Source organism: Pseudarthrobacter sp. TRD_SC_9 (assembly GCF_055361265.1).
Window position 1 is genome coordinate 2,525,115 of sequence record NZ_CM143956.1, and the last position, 18,360, is coordinate 2,543,474.

The 18,360-nt window shown below is 63.6% G+C and carries 17 protein-coding genes and 1 tRNA gene; 9 read left to right on the plus strand and 9 right to left on the minus strand.

The genetic code is table 11. From position 1 onward, the window contains the following. The gene (argS, locus tag ACWA13_RS11770) at window positions 1-1,665 is read right to left on the minus strand and encodes an arginine--tRNA ligase (protein ID WP_463934297.1); all 1,665 of its coding nucleotides are present in this window, start codon (window positions 1,663-1,665) and stop codon (window positions 1-3) included. Window positions 1,666-1,827: 162 nt separating this feature from the next. Between argS and ACWA13_RS11775 the strand changes: the two genes are divergently transcribed. The 6 genes from ACWA13_RS11775 to ACWA13_RS11800 all read left to right on the plus strand — a co-directional run bounded on the left by ACWA13_RS11775 (window position 1,828) and on the right by ACWA13_RS11800 (window position 6,538). Beyond that, window positions 1,828-2,307, plus strand: coding sequence for an FMN-binding protein (locus ACWA13_RS11775; RefSeq protein WP_463934299.1), 480 nt, complete (start codon window positions 1,828-1,830; stop codon window positions 2,305-2,307). Window positions 2,308-2,333: 26 nt separating this feature from the next. Next, the gene (locus ACWA13_RS11780) at window positions 2,334-3,230 is read left to right on the plus strand and encodes an FAD:protein FMN transferase (RefSeq protein WP_463934301.1); all 897 of its coding nucleotides are present in this window, start codon (window positions 2,334-2,336) and stop codon (window positions 3,228-3,230) included. Next, a complete protein-coding gene (locus ACWA13_RS11785) occupies window positions 3,227-4,783 on the plus strand; it encodes a ferredoxin--NADP reductase (protein WP_463934303.1) in 1,557 nt (518 codons plus the stop codon). Before ACWA13_RS11780 ends, ACWA13_RS11785 begins: the two co-directional genes overlap by 4 nt. 79 nt (window positions 4,784-4,862) lie before the next feature. Then, window positions 4,863-4,938 (plus strand) — tRNA-Arg (locus tag ACWA13_RS11790). Window positions 4,939-5,083: 145 nt separating this feature from the next. Continuing rightward, window positions 5,084-6,175, plus strand: a complete 1,092-nt coding sequence (locus tag ACWA13_RS11795; protein ID WP_463934305.1) for a M4 family metallopeptidase — start codon at window positions 5,084-5,086, stop codon at window positions 6,173-6,175. A gap of 48 nt (window positions 6,176-6,223) precedes the next feature. Then, complete coding sequence (locus ACWA13_RS11800; protein WP_463934307.1) at window positions 6,224-6,538, plus strand: protealysin inhibitor emfourin; 315 nt, start codon at window positions 6,224-6,226, stop codon at window positions 6,536-6,538. Here the strand turns inward: ACWA13_RS11800 and ACWA13_RS11805 are convergent. Continuing rightward, entirely contained in the window at window positions 6,517-7,485 is a 969-nt protein-coding gene (locus tag ACWA13_RS11805; protein WP_463934309.1) for a GlxA family transcriptional regulator, read from the minus strand. The genes ACWA13_RS11800 and ACWA13_RS11805 overlap by 22 nt on opposite strands. An 81-nt stretch (window positions 7,486-7,566) precedes the next feature. Between ACWA13_RS11805 and ACWA13_RS11810 the strand changes: the two genes are divergently transcribed. Together ACWA13_RS11810 and hrpA are read left to right on the plus strand one after the other, a co-directional pair. After that, window positions 7,567-7,734: a hypothetical protein gene (locus ACWA13_RS11810; RefSeq protein WP_463934311.1), complete on the plus strand. Its 168-nt coding sequence runs from the start codon at window positions 7,567-7,569 to the stop codon at window positions 7,732-7,734. A gap of 132 nt (window positions 7,735-7,866) precedes the next feature. Further along, window positions 7,867-11,859, plus strand: a complete 3,993-nt coding sequence (gene hrpA / locus ACWA13_RS11815) for an ATP-dependent RNA helicase HrpA (RefSeq protein ID WP_463934312.1) — start codon at window positions 7,867-7,869, stop codon at window positions 11,857-11,859. Between the two features lie 16 nt (window positions 11,860-11,875). Here hrpA and ACWA13_RS11820 read toward each other — a convergent pair whose 3' ends face one another. From ACWA13_RS11820 to ACWA13_RS11835, 4 genes are read right to left on the minus strand one after another with little or no spacing between them, the layout of a single operon-like run. After that, window positions 11,876-12,304: an HIT family protein gene (locus ACWA13_RS11820; protein WP_463934314.1), complete on the minus strand. Its 429-nt coding sequence runs from the start codon at window positions 12,302-12,304 to the stop codon at window positions 11,876-11,878. Then, window positions 12,301-13,467, minus strand: coding sequence for an NAD(P)-dependent alcohol dehydrogenase (locus ACWA13_RS11825; RefSeq protein ID WP_463934316.1), 1,167 nt, complete (start codon window positions 13,465-13,467; stop codon window positions 12,301-12,303). The genes ACWA13_RS11820 and ACWA13_RS11825 overlap by 4 nt, the downstream gene beginning before the upstream one ends. Next, on the minus strand, window positions 13,464-14,318 hold the full coding sequence (locus tag ACWA13_RS11830; RefSeq protein ID WP_463934317.1) for a sulfurtransferase: 855 nt from the start codon (window positions 14,316-14,318) through the stop codon (window positions 13,464-13,466). Before ACWA13_RS11830 ends, ACWA13_RS11825 begins: the two co-directional genes overlap by 4 nt. A gap of 43 nt (window positions 14,319-14,361) precedes the next feature. Next, entirely contained in the window at window positions 14,362-15,018 is a 657-nt protein-coding gene (locus ACWA13_RS11835; RefSeq protein WP_463934319.1) for an MBL fold metallo-hydrolase, read from the minus strand. A gap of 103 nt (window positions 15,019-15,121) precedes the next feature. Here ACWA13_RS11835 and ACWA13_RS11840 point away from each other — a divergent pair, with 103 nt between their 5' ends. Next, the gene (locus ACWA13_RS11840) at window positions 15,122-15,583 is read left to right on the plus strand and encodes a Fur family transcriptional regulator (RefSeq protein ID WP_463934321.1); all 462 of its coding nucleotides are present in this window, start codon (window positions 15,122-15,124) and stop codon (window positions 15,581-15,583) included. Here ACWA13_RS11840 and ACWA13_RS11845 read toward each other — a convergent pair. The 3 genes from ACWA13_RS11845 to ACWA13_RS11855 are packed head-to-tail and all read right to left on the minus strand — an operon-like array spanning window position 15,580 to window position 18,297. Further along, complete coding sequence (locus tag ACWA13_RS11845) at window positions 15,580-16,506, minus strand: metal ABC transporter permease (protein ID WP_463934323.1); 927 nt, start codon at window positions 16,504-16,506, stop codon at window positions 15,580-15,582. The two genes, ACWA13_RS11840 and ACWA13_RS11845, sit on opposite strands and share 4 nt — an antisense overlap. After that, window positions 16,507-17,322, minus strand: coding sequence for a metal ABC transporter ATP-binding protein (locus tag ACWA13_RS11850; RefSeq protein WP_463934325.1), 816 nt, complete (start codon window positions 17,320-17,322; stop codon window positions 16,507-16,509). Further along, entirely contained in the window at window positions 17,323-18,297 is a 975-nt protein-coding gene (locus ACWA13_RS11855; protein WP_463934327.1) for a metal ABC transporter solute-binding protein, Zn/Mn family, read from the minus strand. Window positions 18,298-18,360 lie beyond the last annotated feature (63 nt).

Here is an 18,360-nt window from a genome sequence, read left to right on the forward strand (position 1 = left end):
TCACATCCGTTCCGGCGCCGAAACGCCCAGCAGGTCCAGTCCGTTGGCCAACACCTGGCTGGTGGCGTCATTGAGCCACAGGCGGGTGCGGTTGAGGTCGGTCACAGGCTCCTCGCCCATCGGCGCTACCCGGCAGGCGTCGTACCAGCGGTGGTAGGCACCTGCGATGATTTCCAGGTGCCGGGCAATCCGGTGCGGCTCGCGCAGCTCCGCAGCCTTGGCCACGATGGAGGGGTAACTGCCCAGGTAGGAAAGCAGTTCGTTCTCGGTCGCATGGTCCAGAAGTGCGGCGTCGAACGCATCTTTTCCGTCAACAACGCGCTCCACACCTGCGGCCACTGCATTCCGGGCCGTGCCGCGGGACCGGGCGTGCGCGTACTGCACGTAGAACACCGGGTTCTCGTTACTGTGCTTCTTCAGCAGTTCAGGATCCAGCGTCAGCGGCGAATCGGCCGGGAAGCGGGCCAGCGAATACCGGACGGCATCCTTGCCAAGCCAGGAAATCAAGTCCTTGAGCTCGATGATGTTTCCTGCGCGCTTGGACAACTTGGCACCATTGACGGACACCAGCTGGCCAATCAGCACCTCGATGTTGACCTCCGGATCATCGCCAGCGCAGGCCGCAATGGCTTTGAGCCGGTTGATGTATCCATGGTGGTCGGCACCGAGGAGGTAGATCTTCTCGATGAAGCCACGGTCCTTTTTGGAGAGGTAGTACGCGGCATCGGCAGCAAAATACGTGGGCTCGCCGTTGGCCCGGATCATCACGCGGTCTTTGTCATCGCCAAAATCCGTGGTGCGCAGCCACACAGCGCCGCCGTCGTCGTACACGTGGCCCTGCTCGCGGAGGCGCTCCACGGCAGATTCGATGGCACCGGCCTCGTGCAGCTCCTTTTCGGAGAAGTAGACATCGAACACGACGCCGAACTCCGCCAGGGTGCGCTTGATTTCATCCATCTGGGCTTCGTAGGCCGCGGCGCGGATGACAGGCAGCGCAGCAGCTTCCGTCAACTCGCGGATACCGGGATGCCGGGAAAGCACCTCATGCCCCAGTTCCGCGATGTATTCGCCGGGGTACCCGCCCTCGGGCACAGGCCGTCCGTGAAGGCGGGACAGCACAGAGTTGGCGAACACATTCATCTGCGAGCCGGCGTCGTTAATGTAGTACTCGGCGGTGACATCCGCGCCGGAAGCGCGCAGCACGCGGGCGATTGCATCACCCAGGGCGGCCCACCGCGTGTGGCCGATGTGCAGCGGACCAGTGGGGTTGGCGGAGACAAATTCCATGTTGATGACATGGCCGGCGAGCGCTGAGTTGCTGCCGTAGGCGGCGCCTGCCTCGACAATCGCCTTGGCGAGTGCACCGGCCGTGGCAGCATCAACGGTGATGTTCAGGAAGCCTGGACCGGCGATCTCCACCTGCTCAACGCCGTCAATCTGTCCCAGCCGCTCACTGAGCACAGTGGCGAGCTGCCGGGGGTTGGTTCCCGCCTGCTTGGCCATCTGTAAGGCGATATTGGTGGCCCAGTCTCCATGCTCGCGGTTCTTGGGACGCTCCACACGGACCTCATCCGGCAGCGCCGTAGCGTCAAGGGCAATCTCGCCGGCGGCAACGGCTTCTTTCAGGCAGGCGGATATGGCGAGGGAGAGTTCTTCGGGAGTCACGTTCCTAGCCTACCGGGGGCGGCTGACAGCAGAGAATTGGGCCTCTTTGATGTAGGAGGAATCCAAAGCGCCGGGCGCAACGAATACCCTTCAGAACCAATACGCTTAGTACAGCGTTGACCTCACCATGAGCCTGCCGATACTTATTGAAATGAGCCCGCTATGAACCCTTCAGTCCGCAAAAGCGTTTTCGCCGGGATGGCCGGCCTGTCCCTCATTGGAGCCGTCGCCGGTTGCGCGCCGTCCGCCACCCAGCAGTCCGAACCCGCGGCGCAGGACGCCTCCACCCCTGCTTCTGCCGCGTCTGCGGCCTCATCCGCGCCGGCAGCTTCGGGAGCAGGAGCTTCCGTCTACAAGGACGGGACCTACGACGCCGAGGGCGCGTACGTCTCTCCCAACGGAAACGAGAAGGTAGGGGTGGAACTGACCATCGAGTCAGACAGCGTCAAGGGCGTGAATATCATCACGCACCCCAGCAACCCGAACACCAAGAAGTACCAGGGTGAGTTTGCCGGCGGTATCGCAGGACAGATCGTGGGCAAAAACATCGACGAACTCAACGTGACCAAGGTTGCCGGCTCATCATTGACCAGCGGCGGCTTCAATAAGGCCCTTGAGGAAATCAAGACCGAAGCCAAATAAGCAACCAGAGCAGAATCGCACTTCTCATGGAGAGCACGGCGCAGGACACCCCGGCCGCCCCGGCCACTCAGGACTTTCGTTTCGATGGGATCGGAACGAAGTGGAGCATCAGCACGGCAGAACCCCTGCCACAGTCCATGCGCTCCAGTCTGCTGGGGCGAGTGGAGGAATTCGACGCCACCTGGTCCCGGTTCCGGGACGATTCCCTGGTGTGGGACATGTCCCGCCGGGCTGGCTCCTACAGCTTTCCGCCGGAGGCCGAACCGCTGGGCCTGCTGTACCGGGACCTCCACCGGATCAGCAATGGTGCCGTGACCCCGCTGATCGGTGCCAGCCTTGAGCGGTTGGGGTACGACGCCGGCTACTCGCTGATGCCCTCAGGTGCACCGCTGCCGGCTGTTCCCTGGGATGACGTACTGCAATGGAAAGGCACCACCATCAGCACCACGGCTCCTGTGGTGCTGGACATCGGCGCTGCCGGCAAGGGCCTGCTGGTTGATGTCCTGTCCGGCCAACTGCGGGAAGCTGGCGTCACCGAATTCCTGATCGATGCCAGCGGTGACCTCCTGGCGCACGGAACAGGCGGTGTCCGAGTTGGCCTCGAGCATCCCTACGATGCTTCCCAGGCGATCGGCACTTTTCCCCTGGAGTCAGGGGCCCTATGTGCCTCGGCCTCAAACCGCCGGGCATGGGGTGACGGATTCCATCATGTCCTTGATGGGACCACAGGAGCCCCGGTCCGAACGGTGATTGCCACCTGGGCCGCCGCCGGGTCAGCCATGCTGGCGGATGCTTTGGCTACTGCCCTGTTTTTTGTTCCCGGGGCCCGCCTCGAAACAGAATACGACTTCTCCTGGCTGGTGGTTTTCGCCGACGGGACCGCCGCCTTTTCCCATGGTTTTGAAGGGACACTGTTCTCATGAGCGAAACGGAAGCGCGCGCAACTCTCCGCCGTCCTTCACTGAAAGCACGGCTGGACACTGCGCTGGGAAAGATCACCCAATATCGCCTGGTCCTGCTGGTCCTGGCGGTCCTGGCCGGTTACAGCCTTGTCCTCAGCGTCCTCGGCTGGCTGACTTTCGCTTTGCCGGCAATGCTGGCCCACCTCCTCCTGTGCGTAGGCCTTTGTTATCTCAGCAACCGCATCATTGCACCGGTCTTCCGCGTCAATCCGCATACCGAATCTTCGCTGATTACCGGTCTGCTGCTGTATTTCCTGTTCTGGCCTACCCTGGTGCCGCTCGAAGTGACGGGCGTGGCGCTGGCGTGCGTAGTTGCCACGGTTTCCAAGTATGTGCTGGCCTGGCGGGGCCGGCACATCTTCAATCCCGCCGCTGCCGGAGCCTTCCTGGTGGGCCTGACGGGGCTTAACATCGCCACGTGGTGGACCGCAACGCCAGCCATGTTGTGGCTGCTGGTCCCCGGCGTTCTCCTGGTGGTCTACCGCACCGGTAGATGGCTCCTGGCGGGTACCTTCACAGTGCTGGCCGTCGCGTTGATTACCCTGCAGCTGGTGGCCGCCGGACTCACCGCTGGTGAAGGTGTTTGGCAGGCCCTGGCGCAACGTCCCGTGCTGTTTTTTGTCGGTTTCATGCTGACCGAGCCGCTCACACTCCCGCCCCGCCGCTGGCAGCAGGTGACGCTGGCCGCCGTCGTGGCCGTGGTCTTTGTTGTCCCGTACAACTTCGGCTTCATCGCCAACTCTCCCGAAGCCGCCCTCCTGCTGGGCAACCTGTTGGCTTTCCTGGTGGGCCAGCGCGGTAGGGTGCGGTTGCGCTTCACCGGTTCACGGCAGCTGACTCCCAGCGCCACCGAGTTCTCCTTCCGCCCTCTCCGGGACCTCCGATTCAAGCCCGGGCAATATGCCGAGCTGGACCTGCCGCACAAGGGACGCGATCGTAAAGGCCGACGCCGGATGTTCAGTCTGAGCAGTCCTCCCGGAAGTGACAAAGTCACCTTCGGCGTGGAGACGGCAACGCCGGTGTCGGCGGCCAAGCAGGCTCTGCTGTCACTGGAACCGGGCCAAGTGGTGACCGCCACTGCCGTGGGCGGAGACTTCGTGCCGCCGCGGGACGCCTCGGCACCGGTGCTGCTGATCGCTGCCGGCATCGGCGTGACACCCTTTATGTCGCACCTGGCCGCGCGGCAGGAGTCGGACGGCGACACCGCACTGCTGTACCTGGCCAGGAACGCGTCGGAACTGGCCTACGCGAGCGAGCTGGGCGCGCTGGGGATCCGCGTGGTAGCGCTGACTGCTGACGGTTCGACGCCGCCGTCATTCATGGAAGATGCCCGGGTCCTTGCGGCACCCGCGAATGGCCGGCTGGACAGCGCTGCGCTCAAGAAGCTGTTTCCGGACATCGGAGATCGCCACGTCTACATTTCCGGATCCCCCCGGAGCGTCTCCTCCTTGCAGGCCGCGGCCCGTGCCGCGGGCGCCCGGCGTATCCATAAGGACGTGTTTTCCGGCTACTGACCGCATGCGTTTTTCATTGCGGGGCACTCTCCTGCTAAGCTCTAGGACGTCCCGCCCGCAACGGCAGGATTCCTGAATTGCCCTCGTAGCTCAGGGGATAGAGCGTCTGCCTCCGGAGCAGAAGGTCGTAGGTTCGAATCCTATCGAGGGCACCACAGCTAAAACCGCGGATCCGAACGGATCCGCGGTTTTTGTTTGCCTCCTCCCCGGCTGGCGGAGACGGTTTGTCACGCCGCTTCACGTCGATTGTCATGCCCTCCGCATAGGCTGATTCCAACGTCAGCAGCAAAGGGGTAAGCCGTGAAACCAGTAATCATTCCAGCCGGTCGTCCATCACAGCAGGGGTACGTCCGCTGCTCCATAGTCCCGCCGTACCTGTTGCGACGGCTGGCCAGCCAGCATGGACCCCAACTCTCGGAAGTTGCCCGGGGGGCGAAGGAGGCCCTGGCGCACGTCCGGAGTGTCCAGGCGGGCCGGCTTACCCCCGGCCCGGCCCCGCGTTCCGGTGCACGCGAAGGCACGCCGGCAGAACCCGAGCGGTCCATCTTTGATGCAGAACACACCGAGGCTCTACCCGGAAAAATTGTGCGCAAGGAAGGCGAACCGGCAGTCAAGGACGTTTCTGTGAACGAGGCCTATGACGGCCTGGGCCACACCCACAAGTTTTACGCCGAGGTGTTTGGCCGGAGTTCCATTGATGGCGTCGGGAACCCGCTCCTGGCTACCGTTCATTTTGGGAACAAGTACGACAACGCGTTCTGGGACGGCAACCAGATGGTATTCGGCGACGGCGATGGAGAGGTGTTCCGGCGCTTTACCAAGTCGCTTACGGTCATTGGTCACGAACTGGCCCACGGGGTCACGCAGTACACGGCCAACCTCGCCTACCGCAACCAGGCCGGCGCCATCAACGAATCCTTGTCGGACATTTTCGGGGCGCTGGTGGAGCAATACACCAAACAGCAGACCGCTGCCCAAGCCAGCTGGCTGATCGGCGAGGGACTCTTCACGGACAAGGTCCAGGGGACGGCCCTGCGCTCCATGAAGGCACCCGGCACCGCTTACGACGACGACGTTTTGGGCAAGGATCCGCAGCCGGATTCGATGGACTCCTATGTCCGGACCAGCGCGGACAACGGCGGCGTGCACATCAACTCCGGGATTCCCAACAAGGCCTTCTATCTGGTCGCGACAGATATCGGAGGCCACTCCTGGGAAGCGCCGGGACAGATCTGGTACGACGCCCTGACCGGAGGATCACTGCCCACGAATGCCACGTTCACGGTGTTTGCCAAGGCAACGGCAGCCTCTGCAGTTGAATTGTTCGGAACTGGTTCGGCAGAGCATGACGCCGTCCGCAAGGCGTGGGACACTGTCAAGGTAAAGCTCTAACCGGTTGCCGGGGCGCTGTGTCCCGCGCCGGAAAACCAGGGACGACCCATGAAAATAACTGTTGAGCGTCACGGCGGCATTGCCGCCATTCCCCGCGTCTGGACGGTGCAGGTACGGTCTTCCAGTGCCGCGAGCCGCTGGGAGCCGCTAGTCGAGGCATGCCCGTGGGATGCAGTTCCCAACACCCTTCGGGATGCGTCAAAGGCTTTCGAGGACGGACCGCCGGACCGTTTTATGTATGCCATCCGTGCCGGCCAGCGCCGCGCAGCACTGCCTGAAAGGGCGGTCACCGGTCCTTGGCGGACGCTGGTCGATTGCGCCCGCGAAGCGGCTGAAGGCGATCAGACCGCTTCCGCCAGCTGACCACGGAACGCACGCCGGTAGGACTGCGGGCTGGTATCCAGCACCTTCGCAAAGTGGTGCCGCAGCAGCACGGGATGGCCAAAACCTGCCTGCCGTGCCACCTCGTCGATAGTCAGGTCGGTAGTCTCCAGGAGCTCCTGGGCGCGCAGCACCCGCTGGGAATTCAACCACGCCGCAGGAGTGGTCCCGGTCTCTGCCCGGAACTTCCGCGCAAAGGTCCGAGGAGACATATGCAGCCTTGCTGCGAGGTCGTTAACCGAATGCTCTTTATCCAGTTCGGACACCATCAGCCGCAGCAGCGCCTCCATGGGTGCGGAACCGCAGGTGGGCATGGGCCTGTCGATGTACTGGGCCTGGCCGCCGTCACGGTGCGGTGGGACCACCATGTCGCGGGCGATAGAGGCAGCAACGTTCGCACCCAGCTCCACCCTCACCAGGTGCAGGCAGGCATCAATTCCCGCCGCAGTGCCGGCTGAGGTAATAATGTTTTCGTCCTGGACGTAAAGCACGTTTTCGTCCACCTGGACGGCAGGATAGGCCGCGGCGAGTTCTCCGGCATAGTGCCAGTGCGTGGTGCAGCGCCGGCCGTCCAACAGGCCGGCCCTGGCCAGTGCGAAGGCGCCGGAGCAGATGGACATCACCCAGGCACCACGGGCGTCGGCGGCACGCAGCGCGTCAAGGACGGATTCGGGCAGGTCGTCTTCCCTGCCATAGGGGGCCATGATCACCAGGTCCGCGTCCGTGGTTGCCTCCAGCCCCAGGCCGACGTTCATGGACAGGCCCAACTTGAGCCTGACATTGCCCGGTTCCGGCGTACAGACGCGGAAATCGAACGCCGGCACCGTACCATTCCGGCCGGATCTATCGATTCCGAACACCTCACAAGCAGTGCCGAATTCGAAGATGGAGAAGTTGGGAACCACTATCAGTGCCACTTTTTTCAGCATGTTTCCAGTGTGGCAGAAATTTTACTCTTTTGGTCATTTCTGCCACTGTTTGTTCGGGGAACACCGGAGCAGCATTGAGTCATGGAAATCTTCGGAGTCATCATCGTCGTACTGCTTCTCATCGTTGCCGCAGCTACCGTGGCAGCACTCCTCAAGGACGGTCGCGGGCACACTCCTCCGGTCACCTCGGACCACGAATGGTCTGCCCTGGACCTTCCCAGCACCAGCCACACTACGCGCATCTTCTAAAAGTCCCGCGTGCCGGGCGCGCTGCGGACAAAAGCGGGACCCGTGCGGTGAGAACCGCACGGGTCCCCGTCCTTAACCAGCATCAGCCGCCGCACCACTGCGCAGTCACACCCCAGTAGACTGTCTGCAGCCATGACATTTCATATCTCCTATCCCGCCGAGCTGCCGGTCTCCGAGCGCCGCGCGGATCTGATGGCAGCCATCGCGGCCAATCAGGTAACCATCATCGCGGGCGAAACAGGCTCGGGTAAGACCACCCAGATTCCTAAGATGTGCCTCGAACTGGGACTCGGGGACAACGGGCTGATCGGCCACACGCAGCCGCGCCGCCTCGCCGCACGCACCGTGGCTGAACGGATCGCGGAGGAACTGGGTGTCGAGCTTGGTCAGGAAGTGGGCTACCAGGTCCGCTTTACCGGAGAAACCGGCCCCAAAACCAAGGTAAAGCTGATGACGGACGGCATCCTGCTGGCCGAAATCCAGCGCGACAAGCTGCTGCGCAAGTACAAGGCCATCATTATTGACGAGGCCCACGAGCGCAGCCTCAACATTGACTTCATCCTGGGCTACCTCAAAAGGATCCTGCCGCAACGGCCGGACCTGAAGATCATCATTACCTCAGCCACGATCGATCCCGAACGGTTCGCCAAACATTTCGGCTCCGACGACGAGCCTTCGCCCATCATCGAAGTATCGGGCCGCACGTTCCCTGTGGAAATCCGTTACCGGCCGCTGTCCCAGCCCGCTACCGCCGAAGATGCTGAGAACGCCTCTGACGACGCCCTTGAGGAGGACCGCGACCCGCTCGATGCCGTGTGTGACGCCGTCGACGAACTCGCGCTGGAAGCACCGGGAGACATCCTCGTGTTCTTCTCCGGTGAGCGTGAAATCCGCGACGCCGCCGACGCCCTGAAGGCCAGAATCCAGTCCAACCGCAGACTGGCAGGCACCGAGGTACTTCCCTTGTTCGCCCGGTTGAGCCTCCAGGAGCAGCACCAGGTGTTCCACCCGGGCAATAAGCGGCGGATTGTCCTGGCCACCAACGTTGCGGAGACCTCGCTGACGGTGCCCGGCATCAAGTACGTGATTGATACCGGAACTGCCCGCATCTCCAGGTATTCGCACCGCACCAAGGTGCAGCGGCTGCCCATTGAACGCGTTTCCCAGGCGTCGGCAAACCAGCGCTCCGGCCGTTGCGGACGCGTGTCGGACGGCATTGCCATCCGCCTGTATTCGGAAGAGGACTTCGAGTCCAGGCCTCAGTACACTGATCCGGAAATCCTGCGGACCAACCTTGCTGCCGTCATCCTCCAGATGACCGCCATGGGGGTAGCCCGCGGGCCCAAGGATGTCGAGAACTTCCCGTTCGTGGAGCCGCCCGAAACCAGGGCCATTAACGACGGCGTGACGCTCCTGCGCGAACTCGGCGCCCTGGCGGCGGCCGCTCCAGGAGACGAACAGGGCGGCGGCCGGGGAAGCGGCCTGACCGCCGTCGGCCAGAAGCTTGCCCAGCTCCCCGTTGACCCGCGTCTGGGCCGGATGATCGTGGAGGCCGGGCAGCGCGGCTGCGTCCGGGAAGTAATGATCCTGGCGGCTGCCCTCACCATCCAGGATCCGCGGGAACGCCCGCAGGACAAGCAACAGTTGGCGGCGGAGAAGCACAACCGGTTCCGCGACGAGAAATCGGACTTCACCGGCTTCCTGAACCTCTGGAACTATCTGCAGGAGAAGCAGGCCGAACTGTCCTCGTCGGCATTCCGCCGGCTCTGCCGCAACGAGTTCATCAACTACCTGCGCGTCCGGGAATGGCAGGACCTTTTCGCCCAGTTGCGCCAGCTTGCGAGGCCCTTGGGCATCAGCCTGGACAACACCCGGACCGTGGATCCGGTGGGCAACCACGACGCCATCCACATCAGCCTGCTCTCCGGGCTGTTGAGCCACATCGGCATCCTGGATGAGCGGAAGCGGGAATATGCCGGAGCCCGCGGCAGCCGCTTCGCCATTTTCCCTGGTTCAGCGCTGTTCAAGAAGTCCCCCACGTTCGTCATGGCCGCGGAACTTGTGGAGACCAGCCGCCTCTGGGCGAGGGTGGCTGCATCTTTTGACCCGGTCTGGGCGGAGCAGGTGGCACCGGGGCTGGTAAAGCGCAACTACAGCGAGCCGCACTGGTCCAGCAGGCAAGGCGCCGTGATGGCCTACGAGAAGGTCACCCTCTACGGCGTGCCCATTATTCCGCAGCGGCGGATCAACTACAGCCGGGTGGATCCGGAGCTTTCCCGCGAGCTGTTCATCCGCAATGCGCTGGTGGAGGGGGACTGGAAAACGCACCACAAGTTCTTCCACCGCAACCAGGCGCTCCTGCATGAGGTGGAAGAACTGGAAGCCCGCATGCGCCGCCGTGACCTTTTGGTCGACGACGAGACACTGTTTGAGTTCTACGACTCCCGGATCGGCAAGGAAGTAGTTTCGGCCCGGCACTTTGACAAGTGGTGGAAGGATGCCCGCCACCACCAGCCGGACCTGCTGGACTTTGACCAATCGCTGATCCTGAGCGAGGGTGCCGAAGAGCTGGACGAATCGGCGTTTCCAAAGGTGTGGCACCACAAAGGCTTTGACCTGCCGCTCAGCTACGAGTTCCACCCGGTGGCGCCGGGCGCGCCCCCCAATCCGTCCGACGGCGTCACGGCAGAAGTGCCGGTGCTCTTCCTCAACCAGCTCGAGGACGCCGCCTTCCGCTGGCTGATCCCCGGTCAGCGGGTGGAACTCGTCACCGCGTTGATCAAGTCGCTGCCCAAACAAGTCCGCAAAAACTTTGTCCCGGCCCCGGATGTTGCCCGGCAGGCAGTTGCAGTCCTCGAATCCGACTTCGACCCCGCCACCGACGAGCTCGAGCCTTCGCTGGAACTGGCCCTCCGACGGATCAAGGGCGTCGTCATACCGCCGGGATCCTGGAACTGGGATGCCGTTCCTGCACACCTGCGGGTCAGTTTCAAGGTGGTGGACAGCAAGGGCAAGGTGCTGGACGAAAGCAAGGACCTCGCAGAGCTCCAGGAACGTCTGGCCCCGGCCACCCGGCGGGCCATCGCCGAGTCCCTGGGCGCCACCCCCGCTACCACGGCCCCAGCCGCACGGACAAAGGGTGCGGCAGGCCCGGCGTCGCGCTCTGCTCCAGCAGCAGGAGTCGCACCGGGCTCCGCCGGGGCCGGCTATAACTCCGCGTCCGGTGCTTCCCCGGGAGCTGCCGGGCCAGGGTTTGCAGAGCAGTCCGGCCTGGTGGAGTGGTCTTTGGGCACCGTGCCCCGCCAGGTGAGCAACCTGGTAGCCGGCCATACCATCACGGGATATCCAGGTCTGGTGGACGAGGGCGCTTCCGTAAGCCTGCGTGTTTTCCAGACCGCTGCCGAACAGCAGGCGTCCATGCGGGGCGGCGTAATCCGTTTGCTGGCCCTGCGGGTCCCGGCACCCGACCGCTACGTCCTGGAACACCTGAACAACGCGGAGAAGCTAACCTTCAGCCAGAATCCGCATGGCTCGGTGACAGCGCTGATTGCTGATTGCGCGCTCGCGGCGATCGATAAATTGACGCCGGCTGAGCTGCCTTGGGACCGCGCTGCCTTTGATGCCCTGTACGAGCAGGTGCGTGCCGAACTAATCGACACCGTTTTTAGCGTCACGGCTGTCGTGGAGCGCATCCTTGCCAGCACGCGGCGGATCCAGCAGCAGCTCAAGGGAACCACCAGCCTGGCGCTGATCAGCGCGCTGAACGACATCCGGAGCCAGCTGGAGCAGCTGGTGTATCCCGGCTTCGTGGCCAAAACCGGCTATGCCCAGCTGAGCCAGTTGCCGCGGTACCTTGCTGCAATCGAGAAGCGGCTGGAAAAACTTCCGGGCAACGTCCAGCGCGATGCCAACAACATGGCGGTGATCCAGCGTCTCGAAGACGATTACGACGACGCCGTGTCCGCGCTCCCCCCGGCACGCCGGGCAGCCACCGGGCTGGAGCACGTGCGGTGGATGATCGAGGAGCTGCGGGTGAGCCTCTTCGCCGTCGAACTCGGTACGGCCTACCCGGTGTCCGAGAAGCGGATCCGGGTAGCACTGAACAAGGCCCTCGCCCCGGCCTGAGGTCTACGCCCTCCGGCTATGCCTCGGGCACCGAGCTCCCATAGCCGGCCTGGCGGAGCCCTTCGCGGATCTTCACCGCGTTGGCATCCAGCACCGCCGGGTCAGGGTTGCTGTCCGCGTTACTGAAGTCGAAATCGGCCATGGACCGGGATGGCCAGACGTGGACATGCATGTGGTTGATTTCGTAACCGGCCACAATCAGCCCCGCCCTGGGCGCTCCGAACGCTTCCACCTGCACCGCGCCCACCCTGCGCGCCACTTCCATGACCTTGGCCACTGTTTCGTCACTGGCGTCAGTCCAGCGGTCAACCTCTTGGACCGGCACCACCAGGGTGTGGCCGTCCGCGAGCGGCGCGACAGTCAGGAAGGCCACGACGTCGTCATCTTTCCAGACGAAACGTCCCGGGATCTCTCCGTTGATGATTTTGGTAAACAGGGTGCTCATACGTCCGCCTTTTCGGTCGCGGCCTGCAGGGTACTGGTGTCAAGAACGAAGCGGTATTTCACATCACCGGCCACCATTCGGTCGTAAGCCTCATTGAGCGCACCTGCATCTACCATCTCGATGTCGGAGGTGACACCGTGGGCGGCGCAGAAGTCCAGCATCTCCTGCGTTTCTGCGATCCCCCCGATCAGCGAGCCGGTGTAGCTGAGGCGGCGGCGGATCAGGAACCGGGGTTCAACCGGAGGCATGTCTCCTGACGGCAGGCCCAGCTGGAACAAGGCGCCGTCGCGACGGAGCGTGTTCAGGTAGGGGTTGAGGTCGTGGGGAGCGGCAACGGTGTCGATGATGACGTCAAGCGTGCGCACCGCATCCGCCATGGCGGACGGATCCGAGGACAGGATGACGGCGTCGGCCCCCAGTTCCATTGCTGCGGATACCTTCGCTTCGGAGGTGGTGAAGACCTTCACGCCGGCCCCCATGGCCTTGGCCAGTTTGACCGCCATATGGCCCAGTCCGCCAAGTCCCACAACCCCGACGACGTGCCCGGGTTTCACGCCGAAGCGCCGCAGGGGCGAGTACGTGGTGATGCCTGCGCACAGCAGCGGAGCAGCGGCTGCCGGATCCAGGGCTTCAGGCACCCGCAGTACGTAGCGGCGGTCCACCACGATCGACGCCGAATAGCCGCCCTGGGTGATGACGCCGCCGTGCCGGGCGTCGGAGGCACCGTATGTTCCGGTCATGCCGCGTTCGCAGTGCTGTTCAAGGCCGTCCAGACAGCTGGCGCACTCCCGGCAGGAATCGACCATGCAACCGACCCCCACCAGTTGGCCAACAGCAAAATCATCAACGCCGGAACCGACCCGGCTGACCGTGCCCACAATCTCGTGGCCCGGAACCAGCGGATACGTCGGTGCTAACCACTCGCCCCGGGTAGCGTGAACATCCGAATGGCACAGCCCGCAATAGTCGATGGCGATCTCGACGTCGTCGGGACCGGGAGCGCGGCGCGCTACGGTCAGCGGGACCAGGCCGCTGCCGGGACTGAGCGCTCCGTACGCGGCGGCGAGGGATGGTTCAGCGCGTGCAGCGGCAGCGGAACTGTGAACTGCAACATCCGGAACGGGCTTCGCAAGGGGCGGCGGTACGGGTCGTCCTGGAGTCATACCCCGACGCTACCACTGGGTTCGGCGCCTATGGCAACAGGATTTGCCTCGTCCGAGGACCACTGCGAGAACGAACCCGGATACAACGCCGCACGAAAACCGGCAATCTCCAAGGCTGCGATCTGGTGTGCAGCAGTAACGCCTGAGCCGCAGTACACCGCCACCTCCGTACTGTCGTCGATGCCGAGGCTTTCGAACCGCGCGCGAAGCTCATGTGCAGGCAGGAAGCGGCCGTTCGGAGTGAGGTTTTGTCCGGTCGGAGCACTCACAGCGCCTGGAATGTGACCGGCCCGGGGATCAACGGGCTCCACCTCGCCCCGGTAACGCTCCCCGGCCCGTGCGTCGAGAAGGACGCCGTGGCCATGCCAGCCGCCCGCCCCGGTCATGTCCGTGACGGACAGTTGTCCCCGCCGGAGCGCAACATTTCCCGGCACAGGCCGCTGCTCCCCTTTCTCTACCGGATGTCCGGCTGCCCGCCACGCAGCCAGTCCGCCGTCGAGCAGGAAAACGGCCGTCAGTCCCGCGTCCCGCAGCAGCCACCACGCCCGGGCGGCCGCGGTATTGCCGTTATCGTCGTACGCCACCACTGTGTCGCCGTCGTTGATACCCCAGTCACGGGCGCGCTGCTGCAGCGCTTCCACCGAAGGCAACGGGTGCCGGCCCGCGCCCGAAACAGTAGGATCCGCGAGCTCATGGTGCAGGTCCACATAGACGGCGCCGGGTATGTGGCCGGCCAGATAATGTGCGTGCCCTTGAGAGTCACCGAGCACCCAACGGACGTCCAGCAGCACAGTCCTTTCGCCGGCGTCCAGGCGTCTCTTGAGAGTGCCGGTATCCATCAGGGGTCCCATTGAACCTGTTTCCTGCTTTGGAGGGGCTGTCCACACCATTTCCCTAGACCTCCACGGACTGCTGTGCTTCGAGGCTGCTGTACGTGGTTCCATACTTGCCGCCAATCCGGCTGACGTGCCCTTCAACCAGCCCGCGTCCACGACGGTTGAGCAGCGCATCATGCACCGGGTACGCCCGGGGAGCACGGATTGCCACCACGAAGTCCAGCACCTCTGACACTTTGGACCACGGCGCGTGTAAGGGAACCAGCAGGGTCTTGACCTCGATGCCGTCGGGAACCACAAAGGAGTCCCCCGGATGGAAGACGTTGTCCTCCACGAGGTAACCGATGTTCGCCACTACGGGGATCAATGGGTGGATGAGCGCATGCTGGCCGCCGAAGGACCGCACCGAAAATCCTCCCGCGTTAAAGGAACTCCCGGCCTCGACGGCGTGCACCCTTTCGTGGTCACCGCCGGCTTTTTCGGCGAGGTCGGCGGCGACCCGCGCAGGAGCGTGGACTTCCAGCACCGGATTGCTTCGCATAGCGTCCAGTACAGCCGGGACATCAATGTGGTCCGGGTGCTCGTGGGTCACGAGCACCGCGTGGGCGCCTTCCAGCGCCTCAGCTGCCTCGGACCAACTGCCCGGGTCGATCACCAGCACCTGGCTGTCCTTCTGCAGGCGGACACAGGAGTGCGTGAATTTGGTGAGCTTCATGTACCCCAGACTAGGAGGGGCCTGGGGACAGTGTCCACGGTTCAGTTCCGCCCCGGCTGGTAATCTTGGACATTGCCAACCCCATCAGGAAGCGAGCCCAGCCATGCCTCACGGCAGCCACGCCGACGCCAGCGCAGCAACTCCTGCACCCGCGGGCAAAGAGCAGCGCGTCACCAAGCAGCGTCTTGCCGTCAGCGCCGCCCTTGATGAGCTGGACGACTTCGTCAGCACCCAGGAGCTGTACCGGCTGCTGCAGAACCAGGGTGTTTCCGTATCCCTGGCCACCGCTTACCGAATCCTCCAGTCATTGGCCGACGAAGGTCTCGTGGACGTGCTTCGCACCGGCGATGGCGAAGCGGTCTACCGCCGCTGTGCGGTAGCCAGCCACCACCACCATCTTTTGTGCCGGAACTGTGGAAAGGCAGTGGAAATCGAAGCGCCCGCCGTGGAAACCTGGGCTGCCCGGGTAGCCAGGGAGAACGGCTATACGGAGGTAGCGCACACCGTCGAAATTTTCGGCTTGTGCCCCGACTGCACCGCCCTCAAAGCCGGCGGACAGCTTTAGGCTGGCTGCCCTGACCGCTGCCGTTCCGGCGTCGTGGTTTCCCGGCGTACGGACGCGGTGGCGCTTCTGCCGTTCACACCCCGCCTGACGCGGACATTGCCGATCACCCTGCACACCACATAGATCAGGAATGACAGCGTGGTGACATAGGGGCTGATGGGGAGTCGTCCGCCCAGGGCCAGCAGGATTCCGCCCACTGTAGCGGTGACGGCGAAAGTGACGCTGAGCAGCACCACGGCCCACGGTGCCGACGAGACCCGCAGGGCTGCAGCTGCTGGTGTGATCAGCAGCGCCAGCACCAGCAGTGCCCCCACCACCTGGATGGACAGCGCCACGCTCACGCCGAGCAGAAGCATAAAGCCGATGGACAGCGCCCGAACCGGAACCCCGCGGGCTTCGGCAACCTCGGGGTCCACGCTGGCGAAGCTTAGCGGCCGCCAGATGGCCACCAGCACCAGCATTACTACGACGGCGGTACCCGCCAGTGCCTGCAGCTGTACAGTGTCCACGGAGACGATCTGGCCCGTCAGGAGGCCGAACTTGTTCGCGGCCCTTCCCTCATACAGCGCGAGGAACAGGATTCCCAGGCCCAGGCCAAACGGCATGATGACACCGATGATGGAGTTTTTGTCCCGTGCACGAACTCCCATGAAACCAAGAGTCAGAGCAGCCGCCACAGAGCCCAGGAGCGAGCCTAGAATGATGTCTGCGCCGATCAGCAACGCGAAGGCCGCACCGGCAAAGGAAAGTTCAGAAATGCCGTGAACGGCGAAAGCCAGGTCCCGCTTCATCACGAACGTACCGACAAGGCCGCCCAACAGGCCAAGGACAGCGCCCGCCCAGATCGAATTCTGGACCAGGACCAGCAGCTCCCCGTAGTTATCGAAGTTGAAAATCGACCGCAGAATTTCCTGGAGCTCCATCTAGAGCACCTCCCCGGCCACGGAGTGCTCGTCCGCGTGGTGGTGGGTGGTGGCGTCCGGAAGCCCGACGACGACGATCCTGCCGTTGGCATGGATCACGTCAACGTGGCTGCCGTACAGCTCGGACAAAACCTCAGTGGTCATGACCTCCTCGGGCTTTCCCACGCGGAACTTTCCACCGGCGAGATAGAGCACCCTGTCCACGTACTCGATCACGGGGTTGATTTCATGGGTCACGAAGACCACGGCGCTGTCCTGTTCGCGGCATTGCTTGTTGATCAATGAACTGACGGCCTGCTGATGTCGCAGATCCAGAGAGAGCAGGGGTTCATCGCACAGAAGCACCTTGGGCCGCGTGGCCAGGGCCTGGGCAACCCGGAGCCGCTGCTGTTCGCCACCGGAAAGCTGGCCCACGGGCACGTTGCCGTATTCCGTGGCGCCGACTTCCGCCAGGAGGGCGTCAATCCTGCGACCGGCGGGACCAGGCTTGAGTCTGATACCCCAGCGATGGCCGTCCACTCCCAGCCCCACGAGGTCACGGGCACGCAGCGGGGTGTCCGGGGCAAAGGATTTCTGCTGCGGGATATAGCCGATCAGGCTGCTGCCGCGTTCAACGGGGGCACCGCCAAGGCTTACTTCACCGGCGTGGAGTTCCTGCAGGCCCAGAAGGACCTTAAGGAAGCTGGTCTTGCCGCTGCCGTTGGGACCGAGCACGGCGAAGAACTCGCCGGGCCTGATATCCAGGTCCAGGTCTTCCCAGAGCGCCCGATTTCCGAACTTCAGGGACGCGCCGCGAAGGCTGACCACTGGTTTCAACTATTTGCTCTCCAAGACTTCCTTGACGTTCTCAACATTGTCCGTCATCCAGGACAGGTAGCCGGCGCCTTCCGGCAGGGTTTCGCTGAAATTGACAACCGGGACTCCCGCAGCTTCTGCAGCATTCTTCACGGCCTGGGTCTGCGGGCCCTCGGTCTGCTGGTTGTACGCCAGGAAGGCAATGTCCGCTGAACCAGCCAACCGGGTTGCTTCCTGGAGTACAGCGGGGGGCACGTCGTTGCCTTCCTCTATCGCTGCACTGTAGTCGGCCGGCGTGACGTTCTCCAGTCCCGCAGCTTCCAGCAGGTAGAAGGGTACGGGTTCGGTCATCAGGACGCCCTTGCCCGCGGCTCCTGCGGGGAGGCCTTCAAGGTCATTGCTCAGCCCGGTGAGGCTTTCCTTGAAGGACGCTGCATTGGCGCTGAAGGTAGCAGCGTCTTCTGGCCTGATCCCGCCAAGCTGCGTGGCCACAGCATCAGCGACGGCGGACATCGCCGTGAAGCTGTACCAGACATGTTCGTTGAAGTCTCCGTGATCGTGGTGGTGCTCTCCGGCGGCTTCTTCCGTTTCTGCTCCTGCTTCCTCCTCCGGGGCCAGCCCGGAGACCTCGACGGCCTCGATAAAGCGGTCCTCTGCGAGGCCGGCCTCGTCCGCCAGGGCGTGCAGGAATTCGTCATAGCCGCCGCCGTTACCCACCACTAGCGCAGCCTTGGACACTGCCAGCTTGTCCTGCGCTGTGACCTCATAGGAATGCGGGTCTTGGCTGGTCCTGGAAATGATGGACGTAACGCTCACGGCATCGCCCCCGATCTCCTGCACAATATCGCCGTAAACGTTCGTGGAAGCAACCACCTGGATAGTGGCATCGCTTCCGGTCGCGGCCGGTTCCGGTGTGGTTCCACAGCCTGTCAGGAGCAGGCTCAGGCCGGCGACGGCAGCCAACACGGGGCGGGCAACAGGGTGGAACTGGCGCACGGAAAATACCTCAGATCAGGAAGGGGATGCTTGGATACCCACCAGTGTAATCCCAATTAGGAA

Excerpts from the sequence above, each read along its gene's own strand:
- ACWA13_RS11775 (WP_463934299.1), top strand. The coding sequence starts at position 1,828 with ATGAACCCTTCAGTCCGCAAAAGCGTTTTCGCCGGGATGGCCGGCCTG.
- ACWA13_RS11840 (WP_463934321.1), top strand. The coding sequence starts at position 15,122 with ATGCCTCACGGCAGCCACGCCGACGCCAGCGCAGCAACTCCTGCACCC.
- ACWA13_RS11780 (WP_463934301.1), top strand. The coding sequence starts at position 2,334 with ATGGAGAGCACGGCGCAGGACACCCCGGCCGCCCCGGCCACTCAGGAC.
- ACWA13_RS11830 (WP_463934317.1), bottom strand. The coding sequence starts at position 14,318 with ATGGGACCCCTGATGGATACCGGCACTCTCAAGAGACGCCTGGACGCC.
- ACWA13_RS11845 (WP_463934323.1), bottom strand. The coding sequence starts at position 16,506 with ATGGAGCTCCAGGAAATTCTGCGGTCGATTTTCAACTTCGATAACTAC.
- ACWA13_RS11810 (WP_463934311.1), top strand. The coding sequence starts at position 7,567 with ATGGAAATCTTCGGAGTCATCATCGTCGTACTGCTTCTCATCGTTGCC.
- ACWA13_RS11820 (WP_463934314.1), bottom strand. The coding sequence starts at position 12,304 with ATGAGCACCCTGTTTACCAAAATCATCAACGGAGAGATCCCGGGACGT.
- ACWA13_RS11835 (WP_463934319.1), bottom strand. The coding sequence starts at position 15,018 with ATGAAGCTCACCAAATTCACGCACTCCTGTGTCCGCCTGCAGAAGGAC.
- hrpA (WP_463934312.1), top strand. The coding sequence starts at position 7,867 with ATGACATTTCATATCTCCTATCCCGCCGAGCTGCCGGTCTCCGAGCGC.
- ACWA13_RS11805 (WP_463934309.1), bottom strand. The coding sequence starts at position 7,485 with ATGCTGAAAAAAGTGGCACTGATAGTGGTTCCCAACTTCTCCATCTTC.
- ACWA13_RS11800 (WP_463934307.1), top strand. The coding sequence starts at position 6,224 with ATGAAAATAACTGTTGAGCGTCACGGCGGCATTGCCGCCATTCCCCGC.
- ACWA13_RS11825 (WP_463934316.1), bottom strand. The coding sequence starts at position 13,467 with ATGACTCCAGGACGACCCGTACCGCCGCCCCTTGCGAAGCCCGTTCCG.
- ACWA13_RS11785 (WP_463934303.1), top strand. The coding sequence starts at position 3,227 with ATGAGCGAAACGGAAGCGCGCGCAACTCTCCGCCGTCCTTCACTGAAA.